Below are 15,818 nucleotides of genomic sequence, written 5' to 3' on the forward strand. Positions count from 1 at the left end.
ATTGATCTCAGCTACAAGAGTTATCTTAACCATTTTTAGTGGTTGAGTCTTCGAGCTAACGCAGAGTCTAGGCAGGAGATATCTGCTGATTTATCGATTAATATGGGAAAAAAGTATATGCCCACAAGATAACTCTCATGGGCTGGCGAGTGAGGGTGATGATTTATTTGATATTTAATGTGACATCAATATTGCCACGGGTTGCATTGGAGTATGGGCAAACAACATGGGCCTTTTTCACCAAATCTTCTGCTACGCTACGCTCAACACCCGGCAAGCTAATATCCAGTTGAACCTCGATGCCAAATCCCGTCGGAATAGCACCAATGCCAACAGTTCCTTCGATATTGGCGTCATCGGGTATTTTCACCTTTTCTTTTGATGCCACAAATTTCAAGGCTCCAAGGAAACAAGCAGAATATCCCGCAGCAAACAACTGCTCAGGATTCGTCACGGCCCCTCCTGCTCCGCCCATCTCTTTAGGGACACCTAATTTTACATCCAATACGCCATCCGAGGATGTTGCCCGACCATCACGGCCACCCGTCGCTTTGGCTTTGGCACGATATACCACTTTTTCGATAGACATAGTGCTTTCCTTTCAGGGTCAATAAACATGAAGAGCATGTATGATTTGAAAGTATGGCACTCATTATGAAAAAGCCCCCAAATTGGGGGCTTTAGAAACACTATTCTTTGGAAAAACCGTCATTTATAAAAACAATCATTTAGCTGGAGCGTCTATCTTGTCATCTATCCGCTGCAACATATATGAATAGAATGGGTTCGATGAAATACGCATCAGTGAATCCAATCCAACCACCAAGACGGCCCGCTCACCGCGTGCAGCGAACGTCCCCAGGCTGATACCATATTGATCACGTGGCTCAGGATAACGTCCATAAAGTGAGTCACTCATTGGGAATGGTAACGCCACATGAGATAACGAGAAGATATCCGGTGGATAAATCAACCCGGTTGGCGTTGAAGTCTCATTGGTTTGACCCGCCAGTGTAGTTAATGCCACGGTTTCATTACTCTGCGGCGAAACATTACTAATAACAGTTACGCTGTAATTACGCGGTGGCGGCGGCAATAAACGGGCCAAAGCCGTATAAGAAGATGTTCTCAGTAGTGGACCGAAACTAGCCGCACGGTTTAAGTCAAACAGCACCACCTCACTGCCATTCTTCGGCAAGTGGTTGTAGAGGGCTGTGACAACAGCACGGGTACTGACCGTTGAATCCATTAATGACTGGAAGGTCAAAATTGGCGGTAGTTCATCCATTTTATTGTTTCTGGCATCACGTGCTATTTGCTGCTGTAACACAGACGTTAGCAAATAAGACTGACGAGCAGCATTAACCGGGAATGAGTTATATTTGAATGGGTTAAACTCAGGCACAATCCCCAACCAAGCCGCTTTTGCAAAGGCTGGGAAGATAGCTGGCCAACCCGCAACACCGGCAAAACGTGCAAAGCTTGTTACACCAATCATTGGGGATATCAAGATAACCCGTTCAGGTTTTGCCAGTTTTGGGTCCTCCAGGGAGTCCAGCGTATATTTCATTGCCAATGCTCCCCCGTTAGAGAAACCAACAACATGCAGTGGCAAATCGGGGCCGCTCAGCGCTTTGGCCTCACGAACAGCCAGCCGTGTAGCTGCTAACCAGTCCTGCCATTCAACATCGGTCAAGGCGCCAGGAACAGTGCCATGTGCAGGTAAACGAATACCAACAGCAACATACCCACGTTGACGATAATTTTCAGCAATGTGACGCAAACTGTAAGGGGTATCAGTCAGGCCATGCAGCAATACGACCGCACCTTTAGGTTTACCATCGGGTTGTAGAATATAAGAACGGTTCCAGTCATTTTTAAAATGAGGTGGATAAATCGAGCTACCAGAATAATAGCGGTTTAATGGAACCTGAGTGCTTGGCTCCAGTTTCTCGGTAACATTGGTCCGAACTTCATCAAAAATCTTGTTTTCAGCTGTAATGTAATCGGCCCAATTGGCTTTATCAATTTCAGCTGCGCGCATGTCATGGGGGACAAACGTATGCCAAAGCTCAAGCTTCGGGCCACGTTGTGTGTCATAAATTCTTATCGCCAGTATGGTCACTGAAATGACCACCAAGACCAGTACAATCCGTTTAATCCACCGCTTAATGGCTAGAGCTGGCATGAGTAATTACTCCGTAGATATATAATTTTCATTATTAAGGTCACTTTATCACCATCTGTCATGCTGTTACTTTAAACGCAAAGTATTAACTTGGTATATAGCGCGATATTAATAAAATTAACATCCAGTTATTACTGTCAGAGAAACAACCTTAAACAGCTTAATTCCCCACTATCCATCTCATTTCACTATAGTGTTAAATAACCTTGTTTAACTTTATTGCGGTTCTTTCGTGCCAGAGCCGCTCACTTGCAGGATGAGATTCTATGAAAACGACTGAACCGGTGGTCGAACAACAATCCGCACACCAGCGAAAAGTAGATTACCTTCGTTTCCATCGCCCTCATGAGCATCTGTCTAACCCTTTCGGTAATGGTTGGTTTGCGCTGAAAGCAGAAGCCTTTGCCCGTTTTTTTGGCACGCCGGTTTTCCTCGGAGCACAAACACTGATTGTCGTGGTATGGATTGGATTGAATATACTGGGTGTGGTCAAGTTTGACGTATATCCCTTTATTCTGCTTAATTTGGCTTTCAGTTTACAGGCGGCCTATGCTGCACAACTTATTTTGCTAGCTCAAACTCGTCAGGCAGAGCGCGATAAAGCCCATTCCGATGCCGATGCACAACACCGTGAAGCCTTGGCTATCGCTAATGAAGAGCGACAAAAGATAGCAGCCCAAAATTCCGAGATAATGCTGGAATTACTACGCCAAAATACCGAATTAACCACCCTTACCAATCAATTAACCACTCGTCTTGAGAGTATGGCGTTGGAGCTACACCAAAAGCTGGTGCTCAATACACCACCGCAACCCCCTATCTGAAAATAAATCAGGCTACACATAATGATAGTATTATCCGTGGCCTGATTTGAGACTATCACGGTTATGCTTCGCTGCTTTCCACTTGCTCTGCAATAATATGAGCAGGTGCTTTACGCAACCAAACCCACCAAGCTAGCGTCATTAATGTTACCCAAACCAGGCCAACATACATGGCGATCCGGGTATCAGGGAAATATCCCAGAACCGCAATAATGAATGCCATAAAGATGATGGTGAGAATAGGTGCTACTGGCCAGAAAGGCACAGGGAAGGCGAGACGGGCAACATTTTCTTTGCTCATTGAGCGGCGCATCGCCACTTGTGAGATTAGTATCATTAGCCACACCCAGACAGTCGCAAAGGTCGCAATTGAGGCAATAATCAAGAACACATTTTTCGGAATCAGATAATTCAGCACTACCCCACATAGTAACGCAACCGCCATAACTAAAATGGTCATCCATGGCACACCGTTGCGGGTTAAACGGCTAAAGCACTTAGGTGCCAACCCTTCCTGCGCCATGCCATACATCATGCGGCCAGCACCATAAATATCACTATTGATCGCTGAAATAGCGGCAGTGATAACCACCAGATTTAGAATGTTTGCAGCAGAGCTGATCCCTAAGCTACTGAAAATCTCAACAAAAGGACTTCCGTTTTGTCCAATACTGTTCCACGGATAAATCGCCATCAAAACAAATAAGGTCAAAACATAGAACAGTAAAATACGCACTGGGACAGTATTGATCGCGCGTGGTAATACTTTTGCCGGGTCTTTCGCCTCACTGGCCGTCACCCCAATTATCTCTATGCCACCAAAAGCAAACATCACTACAGCAAATGAGGCAATCACCCCCGCAATGCCGTTTGGCATGAATCCTTGATGAGACCATAGATTACTGACTCCGGTGCTCTCATGACCTGCGCCAAAGCCAAACATCATAATGCCAAGCCCTGCCGCAATCATGACAATAATCGCAGTCACTTTTAACAGTGATAGCCAGAACTCCATTTCACCAAAAACTTTGACTGAACACAGATTTAGCGCACCAATAAAGAAAATAATACTCAGCACCCAAACCCATTGTGGCGCATCCGGGAACCACAACCCCATATAAATACCGAATGCCGTGACATCGGCTAGCGCCACGATGATCATCTCAAAGGTATATGTCCAACCGGTCAGAAAACCTGCCAGTGGGCCAAGATAACGGCTGGCGTAGTGGCCAAAAGAGCCCGCAACCGGATCATGCACCGCCATTTCACCCAGTGCGCGCATCACCATAAATACAGCAGCGCCACCAACCAAATAAGCGAGTAATACAGCGGGGCCAGCCAGGCGGATGGCCTCGGCAGAACCATAAAATAAGCCCGTGCCAATGGCGGAACCTAACGCCATGAACCGGATATGCCGGGCACTAAGCCCGCGTTTGAGCGTGGATGAATCATTCTTCGTGGTACATTCTCGCAAGATTTTTGCCCTTTCGGGCAGGGTTTCAGAGAGGGTGATTCCGGTAAGCGGAATCACCTATAGATCAATACATTGAATGCTGATTATTATTTATTAAAGGCTAGGTAGTAGATGCGGAGGCATCAGTTCATTCATATGAAGCTGAGCAATGAGCTGGCTTGCAGCTTCAATATCGGGGGCAAAAAATCGATCTTTCTCGTAGTAGGCCACATGTTTACGCAATAACATGCGTGCGGGCTCTAAAGTTTCTGATGTTTTCAGGCCTTTGCGCAAATCCAGCCCCTGACATGCTGCCAACCACTCAACAGCCAGAATGCCGCGCACGTTTTCAGCCATTTCCCATAAACGCTTGCCTGCTCGAGGAGCCATAGAAACATGGTCTTCCTGATTCGCCGAGGTTGGGATGCTATCGACACTGGAGGGGAAAGCCAGCCCTTTATTTTCGCTGGTGAGTGCTGCCGCCGTAACCTGCGCAATCATAAAACCAGAGTTTACGCCGCCATTTTCCACCAAGAATGGCGGTAGCTGCGACATATGTTTATCCATTAATAGCGAAATACGGCGTTCTGCTAACGAACCTATCTCTGCCAGCGCCAGCGCCAGATTATCTGCCGCCATAGCAACCGGTTCAGCATGGAAATTCCCGCCAGACAACACATCGCCCTGATCAGCAAACACTAGTGGGTTATCTGACACCGCATTCGACTCAATCGCCAGAACTTCGGCTGCCTGCCGCATTTGGGTCAGACAAGCCCCCATGACCTGTGGCTGGCAACGCAGAGAATATGGATCTTGAACTTTGTCACAATTACGATGAGATTCAGAGACTTCGCTGCGCTCACCAAGTAAATGACGATAAGTGCTGGCAGCATCTATTTGCCCGCGCTGTCCTCTAACTGCATGGATACGGGCATCAAATGGGCTACGAGAACCTAACGCAGCTTCCACCGTCAAGCTGCCAAAAACAGAGGCCGCAGCATAAAGATCTTCAGCTTCAAATAAACCGCGCAAAGCATAAGCGGTGGACACCTGAGTACCGTTGAGGAGCGCCAGACCTTCTTTTGCCGCCAGTGTTAGCGGCTGTAAACCGGCTTTAGCCAATGCCGCAGGTGCATCCAGCCATTCTCCTTGATAACGAGCTTTACCTTCACCAAGCAACAGTAGACTCATGTGTGCCAGCGGAGCCAAATCACCAGAAGCACCCACTGAGCCTTTTAGTGGAATATGTGGATAAACTTGCGCATTAACTAATGTTATCAATGCCTGAATCACTTTAAGTCTGATACCGGAGAAACCACGAGCCAAGCTGTTGATTTTCAACACCATAATCAGGCGTACAATGGCATTGTCATTAGGCTCCCCGACACCTGCTGCATGGGAAAGCACAATTGAACGCTGTAGATTTTCCAAATCTTCCGTAGCAATACGCGTGGATGCCAGCAGGCCAAAACCGGTATTGATACCATAAGCTGTGCGCTTCTCTGCCAATATGGCTTGCACGCAATCCACACTTTGCTGAATGGGCGCGTAAGCACTTTCATCCAACGTTATCTGTACAGGATGCTGATAAATATGTCGCAAATCAGCCAGAGTCATCTGGCCAGGGCGCAGTATCATTGTTGTTTTCATGCTTTTTTCCCTTGAGTTGCAGCAATCATTGGCAGGTTAAGCCCCTGCTCTTGTGCACAATTAATCGCGATGTCATAACCCGCATCAGCATGACGCATCACACCAGTTGCCGGGTCATTATGTAATACTCGGGCAATACGTTCGGCCGCGTCGTCGCTGCCATCACATACCACCACCATGCCTGAATGTTGCGAGAAGCCCATTCCCACACCGCCACCATGGTGCAGTGATACCCAAGTCGCACCACTGGCGGTATTCAGCAATGCATTGAGTAGCGGCCAGTCTGAGACAGCATCAGAACCATCCTGCATAGCTTCGGTTTCACGGTTAGGGCTGGCAACTGAGCCAGAATCCAAATGGTCGCGACCAATCACAATTGGCGCTGACAATTCACCACTCCGTACCATCTCATTAAAAGCCAAGCCTAATTTTGCGCGCTGGCCCAAGCCAACCCAACAAATACGGGCGGGTAACCCTTGGAAGCTGATACGCTCACGGGCCATATCTAGCCAGTGGTGTAAATGCTCATCATCCGGGATAAGTTCTTTAACTTTCGCGTCCGTTTTATAAATATCTTCGGCGTCACCGGACAGTGCCACCCAGCGGAATGGGCCAATGCCACGGCAGAATAATGGGCGAATATAGGCCGGAACAAACCCAGGGAAATCAAACGCATGGGTGACACCCATATCTTGTGCCATCTGGCGAATATTATTGCCGTAATCAAAGGTTGGGATGCCCATATTGTGAAAAGTCAACATCGCTTTGACATGTTCGGCCATTGAGGTTTTGGCAGCATTCACCACCAATGCCGGCTCGCTTTGAGCTCGCCGACGATACTCTTCCCAACTCCAGCCCACCGGCAAATAGCCATTCAATGGGTCATGAGCACTGGTTTGGTCGGTCACCATGTCAGGGCGAACCCCACGGCGTACCAGTTCAGGTAAAATTTCGGCGGCATTACCGCATAAGGCAATAGAGACAGCAGATCCGGCAGAAGTGTATTTTTTGATCCGCGCCAGCGCATCATCCACGTCAGCCGCTTGTTCATCGACATAACGGGTTTTGAGGCGGAAATCGATACGGCTTTGCTGGCACTCAATATTCAAAGAGCAAGCTCCGGCCAAGGTCGCCGCCAGCGGTTGTGCACCGCCCATGCCACCCAAGCCAGCGGTTAATACCCAGCGCCCTTTCAAGCTACCGCCAAAGTGCTGCCGACCCGCCTCGACGAAAGTTTCATAAGTTCCCTGCACAATGCCCTGGCTACCAATATAAATCCAACTGCCCGCAGTCATTTGGCCGTACATGGCCAACCCTTTGGCGTCCAACTCGTTAAAATGTTCCCAATCAGCCCAGTGCGGGACTAAATTAGAATTAGCAATCAATACCCTAGGTGCATTACTGTGGGTTTTAAAGACACCCACAGGCTTGCCAGACTGAATCAGTAGGGTTTCGTCGTCATTCAACTGAGTGAGGCTCTCCACAATTTTGTCATAACATTCCCAGTTACGAGCCGCACGGCCAATACCACCGTAAACCACTAATTCTTTTGGATTTTCAGCCACTTCAGGGTCGAGGTTATTCATCAACATACGCAGCGGGGCTTCAGTCATCCAACTTTTAGCAGTCAGTTTTGTGCCACGCGAAGCTCGAATCTCAGTATCACGGAATCTATTTTGGGCAGTCACGGCAATTTCCTTCAACCAGTTTTTCAGGTATCAACGACATTACTTAGTTTTAGTATTTATTAACATATACTCGTATAGACAAGTACAATCAAGCACCAGAAAAACTGCATTAACCCACCAATTACTTAAAAAAAATACTCAGTAATAATGTTTAAAATTAATAAGTTATGATAATAATCAGTGGTTACCAAGACAAAGCGGGAGGATTTTCGACGTGATTTTAGCGATGAAACCAGCATAAAATTGGTCTGTTTTTGCGCACGAAGTCACATATATTTCACACTAATTTTACATTATGACACGCAGGATGCGCGATATGCCGCCATTGCTCAGTCATATTTCCATCACTCTTTCCCAACCTAATATTCATATTCATTGCATAAATGTGATCAATTCCTGATTATTATTCGAACGCCTGAATTACTATTTCAGCGCTACTGAGTGCAAACGTTGTCATTATTTTTATGTACAGTTTGCCAGTTAAGACTATTAATTTGTTTTATATGGAATTATTTTTTTAATCATTTATGCAAACGTTGTCATTAGGGTAAAGCATGGCCAATATAATTGATATCGCAAAGAAAACCGGTCTTTCTGCCTCAACGGTGTCGCGCACGCTGACCCGGCCCGAGAAAGTCGCCGCAGCAACCCGTGAACGCGTGATGAAAGCTATCGATGAGCTGGGTTATGAGGCCAATATTTTTGCACGTAATCTTCGCCAAGGGGGGTCGCAAGTTATTGGTTTGGTGGTGTCTGATATTCTCAATACCTTCCACGCAACGATTGTCAAAGCGGTGCAAGATGTTGCTTATAAAGCCGGTTATACCCTGATTGTCGGCAGCACTGATGAAGACTCACTGCGCGAAGAACAATTGATGACGCAACTACGAAGCCATATGCTGCAAGGGTTAATCATCACTCCGACACATAACACACGCGATAACTTACAACGTTTTACCAATATTCCGGTCGTCGAAATTGACCGTATCTCCGGCCATGTCGGCAGCGACAGTGTCTTGCTGAATAATATGCTCGGAGTAGAAATGGCTGCGCGCCACCTGCTGGAATTAAAACATGTACGCATCGCCTACATCGGCGGTAGTACACAAACCATCACCTTTGCTGAACGTCTGGCCGGTTTTCGTCAAGTGTGTCCCGCAGAAACCCATACAGATGTGATTGAAATTCCAGCAACAACTTCACTGTTTTCTGATGCTTGCGAGCAAACACATCTCTTGATGTCCAGGCCAGTAACACAGCGCCCAACGGCGATTATTGCGGCTAATAATGATATTGCCGCAGGAGTCGTACATGCCATTTACCAGCGCAATATCAGAATGCCCGATGAGGTTTCAGTGGTCGCCTTTGACGATCCGGACTGGGCCAGCTTTTTCCCGTGCCCACTCACGACTATCCGCCAACCTGTGTATGACATGGGGAAATATGCAGCAGAGCTATTAATAGAGCGTCTACGGGGCAATATCAGCGGCACTGCCCTTTCTGAACGCTTTGATCCACAACTGATTGTACGTGCATCAACCGCTCGCCCCGACTAAAACTGACTTTTTTGATTTTTTTAAACCAATACCTGAGAATTATTAAGGAATAAATAATGACGGTTACCTTACACACCATTCCACTTATCGAACCCACCGCAGAGAATCTTGCCCCTTTCGCGCGTTTGGTCAGCCAACCGACAACACCGCCCACACTCGCAAGAGGTGATATTGATTGTTATCACAATATTTGCGATGCCAATGATTTCAATGAGCATCCCGTCGCCAGCTACCTGATTTGTTATCCACGCCCATTATTAATGGATCAGATAGAGCGGCATCACTTGATGGAAGAAGCTTTTATTCCCTTAAAGGGCAATAGCGTGATGGTGCTTGGTGCCCCCGGCGAGCTTGACCCGCAAAAACTGGTCGCAGTGCATATGGATGGGTCATTTGGATTGATTCTTTACCGTGATACTTGGCATTTCGCCCCTTTTGCACTGGAACACCCCGCAACTTATATGCTGTTGTCCGGTAAAGACTCAGGTCCTGATATAGAAGTAGTGGACCTCGGCCCCTACCCTATTAGTCAGCCAAAATATCAGGAGGAAAAATGAAACGGATTATTTGTTATGGCGAGAGCTTGATTGACTTTACGCATGACGGTCAGGCTTTTATTCCTCACCCTGGTGGCTCACCCTATAATGTGGCGGTCGCACTTGGCCGTTTGGGCACACCGGTTGATTACTGCACTCAATTGAGTACCGATATGTTCGGTAATATGTTATTGCAGCATTTACAATTAAACCACGTGGGGACGGCCACTATCAGCCGTAGCCCGGCACCTTCAACATTGGCTTTTGTCTTAACCCATCCGAATACAGAGCCAGAATACGCTTTTTATTCTCGTCAGGCCGCCGATGTTATTATTCAATCCGAGGATCTACCCGTGCCTATTGATGCAACATTACATCATTTTGGCTCTATTTCCTTAATGCAAGAACCCTGCGGTACAACATGGGAAAACTATTTAACACAATTGAATGGTTTTATTTCTTTTGACCCTAATATTCGCCCAAGTTTAATTCCTGATCGTCAATTTTATCTTGACCGATTTAATCGCATTACGGACCAAATACAATTACTCCGCCTCAGTTTGTCCGATCTTCAGTGGCTAGCGCCTGATGAAGCTGTTGAGCATTTCGTCAGTCGGATGTTTGCCAAAGGTATCTTGATGGTGGCCATTACCAGTGGTAGCGATGGCGCATGGGTTTACACCCAAGAGTTAAATAAATATCAGCCAGTTACTTCAGTTGAAGTGGCTGACACCATCGGTGCTGGTGATACATTTACCGCAGGATTACTATCAGTTTTGGTCGAGGGTATTGAAGGTAAAACGTTAGCAAAGCTGGATGACAATATACTATCGCGAGCACTGAAAACGGGCAGTATCGCTGCGGCACTAAATTGCTGTAATAAAGGTGCAAATCCGCCAACAGCAGATGAAGTTAATAAACTGATGTAATTATTCACCCTCTCACAGGTAAAAGATATGCCCTCCATGGGTAGGGTTGCTTTTACCTGAAAACAAAAATTATGGGGTAATATTATGAGCATAAAAAATATGTTCATCACGCCTGATGGCAAAAACCACGGGTTTACATTCTTCTTACTTACCTGTCTCTTTTTAGTATTAGGTTTCAGTACCGGGTTAATTGATATTCTTAATAAACATTTTCAAAATACCTTGCAAGTTTCTAAAGCCGAGTCAGCATTAGTACAATTTGCCAACTATGTGGGTTATTTCGTCATGGCGATCCCTGCGGGGATATTGGCTAAGCGCTATGGATATAAAGGCGGGATTTTTATTGGCCTGGCGTTAATTGCTCTGGGGGCTTTCTGGTTTATTTCTGCAGCTAGCATCGGAGAATATTGGGCCTTTTTGGTTGGGTTATTTATTCTGGCGACCGGCCTAACCTGCATTGAAACCATTGCGAACCCTTTTGCGACAGTGATGGGTTCGCCAGAGCAAGGTGCAGCACGTCTGAATTTATCGCAATCCTGTACCGGTATTGGCTTGATATTTGGGCCACTTATCGGCGGACATTTTATCTTGTCAGCAACGGGCGAAGTGAACACCAGTAACGATGCTTTATTTATTCCGTATATGGGTATTGGTTTAGCTGTCGCGATACTGGCATTGGTCTTTTTCTTTACAAAAATTCCTGATATCACCCCTGAGTCAGATATGCCTCAGGAAGGATATGCCAAAAACAGCTCCTCTTTATGGCGACGGCCGCACTTTGTATTAGCCATTGTTGCTCAGTTCTTATATGTAGCAGGGCAAACTGGCGTATTTAGCTTCTTTATCAACTATGTTGTCGACCATTCCCCGTTATTTAGCCAAACAGTTGCTGTATTTTTACCAAATAGTTGGAGCTGGCAGTCCCCTGAAGGTTGGAAGTTTACTGAACGTGGCGCCTCACAATTATTAGCTTTCGGTGGCTTCGGGCTATTTATGATTGGCCGATTCACTGGCGGGTTATTATTGAGTAAGATTTCGGCTCACAAATTGCTGTGGATCTTTGCCGCAATCGACTGTGTACTGATGGTTATTATTATGTTTGCCGAGGGCTGGCTGGCGGTGACCTCGCTGGTGCTGAGCTTCTATTTTATGTCGATCATGTTCCCAACTATCTTTGCTCTGGGTATTTTCGGCTTGGGCGAACAAACCAAAAAAGCCTCTTCTTATATTGTGATGTCGATTGTGGGTGGGGCCGTCATGCCAATGTTAATGGGCAGCATTGCTGATGCCTATTCAATGGCGATCGGCTTTGTCATGCCATTAGGATGCTTTGTTATCATTGGATTGTACGGGTTATTCTGGACAAAACTGCACGCGCAGAGCATCAGCCAGGCTAAAGTAATGGCGGCAAGTTCATTGTAATCAAAAGAAAAATTATTATTTTAATATGTTAATGCCACCAACAGGATTCATTCTTGTCTGGTGGCTTCACTAATATATAACCATTTTTTTATCAGAATAAAGCTCATTCGCAGATTATAAATAACAGAACATATCCATGCATCTAAGGTTAGTTTGTGCCAACCGTGATGGGTAGAAACTTTCACCGAGCAGAGTAAAACCGTTTTTTTCATAAAATACCGATGCATTCGGTGTCGAGGCAAGGGTTAACTTTGTGAATCCCCGACCTCTGGCTTCCTGCTTGATAGCCTCCAAAATCCGAGATGCCATACCACGCCCTTCAAATTTTGGTAATGTGAAAATTGCTTCGACGCTACCGGATGAAAGGTCTAAAAAACCTGTAGAAACAACCAATTGGCTGATTTTATCATTAATGACAAAAAATGGATTACTCGCCACAGCCTTGGGATATCCCTCGGGCATCTGATCCGGTGTCCATGCAGTTAGTGTTCTTTCATCATACACATTTCGACACCCATGTCTGATAGCCTGGTTCCTAACCCACCATAATTGCTCGGCTTCACTCGGCGATGCTAACCTGACCTCCATCCCCCCCTCCTGTTTTTAATTGGTAGAACAGTGGCCCCAAAATGATAAAAGCCCCGACTACACTCGTTAGTCAGGGCTTTTAAGGTACTACACATTTAAAATTAAACATTAATCAACTTAATAACGTATTACATATCTTGGTACTACTAATAAAGATGTACATGTTTTGCTGGAATATTTTCGTTTAGAACTAACTCTGCCCTCCAATATATTAACTGAATGGTAACATTCCCAGTTTATTACATCTAGCCATGCTTTTGATAAGACTGGCTAAATCAGTACATCACCCTCGCGATATATACTCTTTGTTACGTGGCTTTACTTTCGTCGCGATATCCTCGATCTCATACTGATGTACACAAATCGCGAACATTACTATTAACAACAAAGCCTTACATCATCGCGTGTCGTCCACAAAATGCGATTGTACAGATTTACTACGTGGCCTTAAAGCATCATCGTATGAGTCAATTATAAGAAAACTCATAGCGAATCTCACATAAAAAAATATTTCGTGACCTTTATCGCATTATTTCAAGTTTGCTACATGGACACCGGTTAAATAAAAATTTCGCTACTCATTGCACCGGTGTTGAATCTCAATTTACGTGTTCTACATCAGATGTCAATACTGTTTTTAAGCACATGTCTTTATTATCAGTATTATTGAGATTTTATGGTGATTTATTGATTTAGAGCGGTATAAAACCGCTCATAATCAAAGGATCATGTTATCAGCTATATTTACCCAAGGAGTCAATTAACGAGCACGAGCAACCAATAAAGATAGTAGTCATCAGCAGTTATCTAAAATCAGCTCAGAATTTTTCTAAATAAATGAAAATTCGTAACCTAGGCCGCCTTAAAAAAAGCAGGATCAATGTGTTGTTCTTGTAACCATGGATGCCCCTGTAAATACTGGTAAACACTCTCACCGGGTTCTATCGGGGGATATCCATAAATTTTATCAAGTTTTTCGAGGGTTAGGTGCAACATCGGATTACGACAATAGTGAGCGATTTCTTTTGAACCGTCTTTAATCTCTTTTTGTAGCTGTGCAATGATCCATAATGTTGGGCGCCACCAGTCGTATGCAAAGTCCACATGTTTTATCACCGATGCCGCGGTCTGACGATTTGAAAGCATAGAAAAAAAGTTAAGGATATTATCGAGATGGAGGCGAGTGTTCCGCTCAATATCCATCATGTCATGAGGACTTTTATCTTTAAGCTCAGGCCGTAACGTTTGATAAACTAAGAGGGCAGACTCCGGAAAATTTTTGCGTTCTATAGGGAAAAGCCTGCTGGCAATATAAACCGCGTATTGCTTATCTTTTACCGCTACCAGCAGACTTAAAAAAGCATCATCTTTCACTTTTTGGAATGACTCTGAGGTAAAAGCCAAAAATAGTTCAAAAATAGAACGCTCTACCAATTCTTTACTGGCTCGCTCAGTTTCCAATGATTGAAAATGAAAAGTAATAATGACGCCCGTAAAAGCCAAAGCAGTAAAGAGTACATTGATAGCATTGTATATAGAGGTGGTTGGCTCCATAAACGCAGAACTAGAAATATATCGTGATAGTGGATATGCCGATAACCAAACTAAAAATATGACCATAAATATAAATACTAAGAACTTATTACTACTCATTTATTTTTCCTATAAATGTGGTTATTTATCTGACTGCTGCCCTTCACCATACCTAGTACACACTCAGCTTAAATCCGATTATAAGATGATTATGTCCTCCTGCCAGTGAACTACGGAAGATAAATTTTTGGTGGAGATCACTGGAGTCCCTTGCTCTATCTGTTGCGTAATCACCTGTTCATCTTGATAAAACATATCATTAAGGCTAAGGCCATAGTGTTGCTCCAGCAGAAAAACGAGCAGTTTTACTGATAAATAACAGGCACAGACAATGTGTACTGTGGGACGTGGTTTTCTGAATAATGCAGACCGTAAATTAGCCTATGCACCCCATTCCATCGCATATCATGGTGAATGAGCGCAGATCAGTAAGCATAATGATAATAAAAATCCTAACTCCTTTATACATAACAAAAACCATAGGATGAATTGGAGCAAGCCAATAGACATAAATAAGAACATTTTCTTGATAATCTATCATTAGAGATTAAAATCTTTGAAAGAGCACTGAATATAACGAGTGCTTTAAATATCGGTAGTAACAGTTATTGTTTATCTCGTCTTGGGTAATGATATGAAGTTGAGAGAGGGGCAGTGAATTAACTCTGCGAATCCCAAGAAATAACGATTTACGGAGATAACATGACAAAATCAGCAATGATAGTTGATGACCACCCAGCCATTCGTGCCGCCATTCGAGCGTTACTGTCACAACGCAATGAATTTTCAACTATTTATGAGTTGTCTGATGGTAGCGAAGCTTTCGAAATATTAAAAAACAATACTATTGTTCTGGTTATTATCGATATTGAACTGCCAAATTTTGATGGTTTCTCATTGCTGAAAAAACTGCAGCAGCGAGGTTTTACCGGTAAATCGTTATTCTTGTCAGCTAAGAATGATCAGTCTTTTGCTGTTCGAGCATTACAGGCTGGCGCGAACGGCTTGATTAGTAAAAATAAAGATATTAGTGAAATTCTTTTTGCTGTACAGCGCATATTACGTGGCTATTCTTTCTTCCCATCTGAAACTTTAACTCAATTAGCCGGGCAACCTTTACGTCATGAGCTCATCAATCGGACTCACTTTTTGTCAGCATGGGGAATTAATGATTTTGGTTATCTAACCAATGGTCTGGTAAATAAACAGATTACTGATGAGATATGTATCAGTAACAAAACTGTCAGTACCTATAAAATGCATATCCTAACTAAATTAAGGCTAAATTCTGTCATTAGGCGACCCATACACAGACCCATAATTTGGTTTAGTTCAGTAATATCTGCTTTACCACGTAGGGTATTATCACTACATCATTGGTTTTCTTTACG

13 protein-coding genes and 1 pseudogene are annotated in these 15,818 nt (G+C 44.6%); 6 read left to right on the forward strand and 8 right to left on the reverse strand.

The genetic code is table 11. From position 1 onward, the window contains the following. Positions 1 to 163: 163 nt before the first annotated feature. Together DX162_RS06310 and DX162_RS06315 are read right to left on the reverse strand one after the other, a co-directional pair. Positions 164 to 589 carry an organic hydroperoxide resistance protein gene (locus DX162_RS06310; protein ID WP_004388898.1) on the reverse strand — a complete coding sequence of 142 codons (426 nt, stop codon included), beginning with the start codon at positions 587 to 589 and terminating at the stop codon, positions 164 to 166. A gap of 135 nt (positions 590 to 724) precedes the next feature. Further along, entirely contained in the window at positions 725 to 2,188 is a 1,464-nt protein-coding gene (locus DX162_RS06315; protein WP_004388897.1) for an alpha/beta hydrolase, read from the reverse strand. A gap of 266 nt (positions 2,189 to 2,454) precedes the next feature. On the opposite strand from DX162_RS06315, the gene DX162_RS06320 reads away from it, so the two are divergent. Next, the gene (locus tag DX162_RS06320) at positions 2,455 to 3,012 is read left to right on the forward strand and encodes a DUF1003 domain-containing protein (RefSeq protein ID WP_004388896.1); all 558 of its coding nucleotides are present in this window, start codon (positions 2,455 to 2,457) and stop codon (positions 3,010 to 3,012) included. A gap of 61 nt (positions 3,013 to 3,073) precedes the next feature. Here DX162_RS06320 and DX162_RS06325 read toward each other — a convergent pair whose 3' ends face one another. The 3 genes from DX162_RS06325 to hutU form a co-directional block, all read right to left on the reverse strand. Further along, positions 3,074 to 4,414: an amino acid permease gene (locus tag DX162_RS06325; RefSeq protein ID WP_115155847.1), complete on the reverse strand. Its 1,341-nt coding sequence runs from the start codon at positions 4,412 to 4,414 to the stop codon at positions 3,074 to 3,076. A 165-nt stretch (positions 4,415 to 4,579) separates the two neighbouring features. Continuing rightward, on the reverse strand, positions 4,580 to 6,115 hold the full coding sequence (hutH, locus tag DX162_RS06330) for a histidine ammonia-lyase (RefSeq protein WP_032819075.1): 1,536 nt from the start codon (positions 6,113 to 6,115) through the stop codon (positions 4,580 to 4,582). Next, positions 6,112 to 7,803: a urocanate hydratase gene (gene hutU, locus DX162_RS06335; RefSeq protein WP_032819074.1), complete on the reverse strand. Its 1,692-nt coding sequence runs from the start codon at positions 7,801 to 7,803 to the stop codon at positions 6,112 to 6,114. Before hutU ends, hutH begins: the two co-directional genes overlap by 4 nt. A gap of 554 nt (positions 7,804 to 8,357) precedes the next feature. Here hutU and DX162_RS06340 point away from each other — a divergent pair. The 4 genes from DX162_RS06340 to fucP all read left to right on the forward strand — a co-directional run bounded on the left by DX162_RS06340 (position 8,358) and on the right by fucP (position 12,246). Beyond that, positions 8,358 to 9,359 carry a LacI family DNA-binding transcriptional regulator gene (locus DX162_RS06340; protein ID WP_004388890.1) on the forward strand — a complete coding sequence of 334 codons (1,002 nt, stop codon included), beginning with the start codon at positions 8,358 to 8,360 and terminating at the stop codon, positions 9,357 to 9,359. 56 nt (positions 9,360 to 9,415) lie between these two features. Beyond that, a complete protein-coding gene (locus DX162_RS06345) occupies positions 9,416 to 9,916 on the forward strand; it encodes an ureidoglycolate lyase (protein ID WP_004388889.1) in 501 nt (166 codons plus the stop codon). Next, positions 9,913 to 10,824, forward strand: a complete 912-nt coding sequence (locus DX162_RS06350; protein WP_032819072.1) for a carbohydrate kinase family protein — start codon at positions 9,913 to 9,915, stop codon at positions 10,822 to 10,824. Before DX162_RS06345 ends, DX162_RS06350 begins: the two co-directional genes overlap by 4 nt. Before the next feature lie 84 nt (positions 10,825 to 10,908). Beyond that, positions 10,909 to 12,246, forward strand: coding sequence for an L-fucose:H+ symporter permease (gene fucP / locus DX162_RS06355; protein WP_004388887.1), 1,338 nt, complete (start codon positions 10,909 to 10,911; stop codon positions 12,244 to 12,246). A 114-nt stretch (positions 12,247 to 12,360) separates the two neighbouring features. Here the strand turns inward: fucP and DX162_RS06360 are convergent, their stop codons facing one another. The 3 genes from DX162_RS06360 to DX162_RS22915 all read right to left on the reverse strand — a co-directional run bounded on the left by DX162_RS06360 (position 12,361) and on the right by DX162_RS22915 (position 14,682). After that, on the reverse strand, positions 12,361 to 12,834 hold the full coding sequence (locus tag DX162_RS06360; RefSeq protein ID WP_098081038.1) for a GNAT family N-acetyltransferase: 474 nt from the start codon (positions 12,832 to 12,834) through the stop codon (positions 12,361 to 12,363). Between the two features lie 852 nt (positions 12,835 to 13,686). Beyond that, positions 13,687 to 14,487: a hypothetical protein gene (locus tag DX162_RS06365; protein WP_032819069.1), complete on the reverse strand. Its 801-nt coding sequence runs from the start codon at positions 14,485 to 14,487 to the stop codon at positions 13,687 to 13,689. Positions 14,488 to 14,565: 78 nt separating this feature from the next. After that, positions 14,566 to 14,682 carry a hypothetical protein gene (locus tag DX162_RS22915; protein ID WP_408642841.1) on the reverse strand — a complete coding sequence of 39 codons (117 nt, stop codon included), beginning with the start codon at positions 14,680 to 14,682 and terminating at the stop codon, positions 14,566 to 14,568. 447 nt (positions 14,683 to 15,129) lie between these two features. Between DX162_RS22915 and DX162_RS06375 the strand changes: the two are divergent. Continuing rightward, positions 15,130 to 15,758: pseudogene (locus DX162_RS06375) on the forward strand (response regulator). Positions 15,759 to 15,818 lie beyond the last annotated feature (60 nt).

This window comes from Yersinia kristensenii, from assembly GCF_900460525.1.
In the GTDB taxonomy this organism is placed as follows: Bacteria; Pseudomonadota; Gammaproteobacteria; order Enterobacterales; family Enterobacteriaceae; genus Yersinia; species Yersinia kristensenii.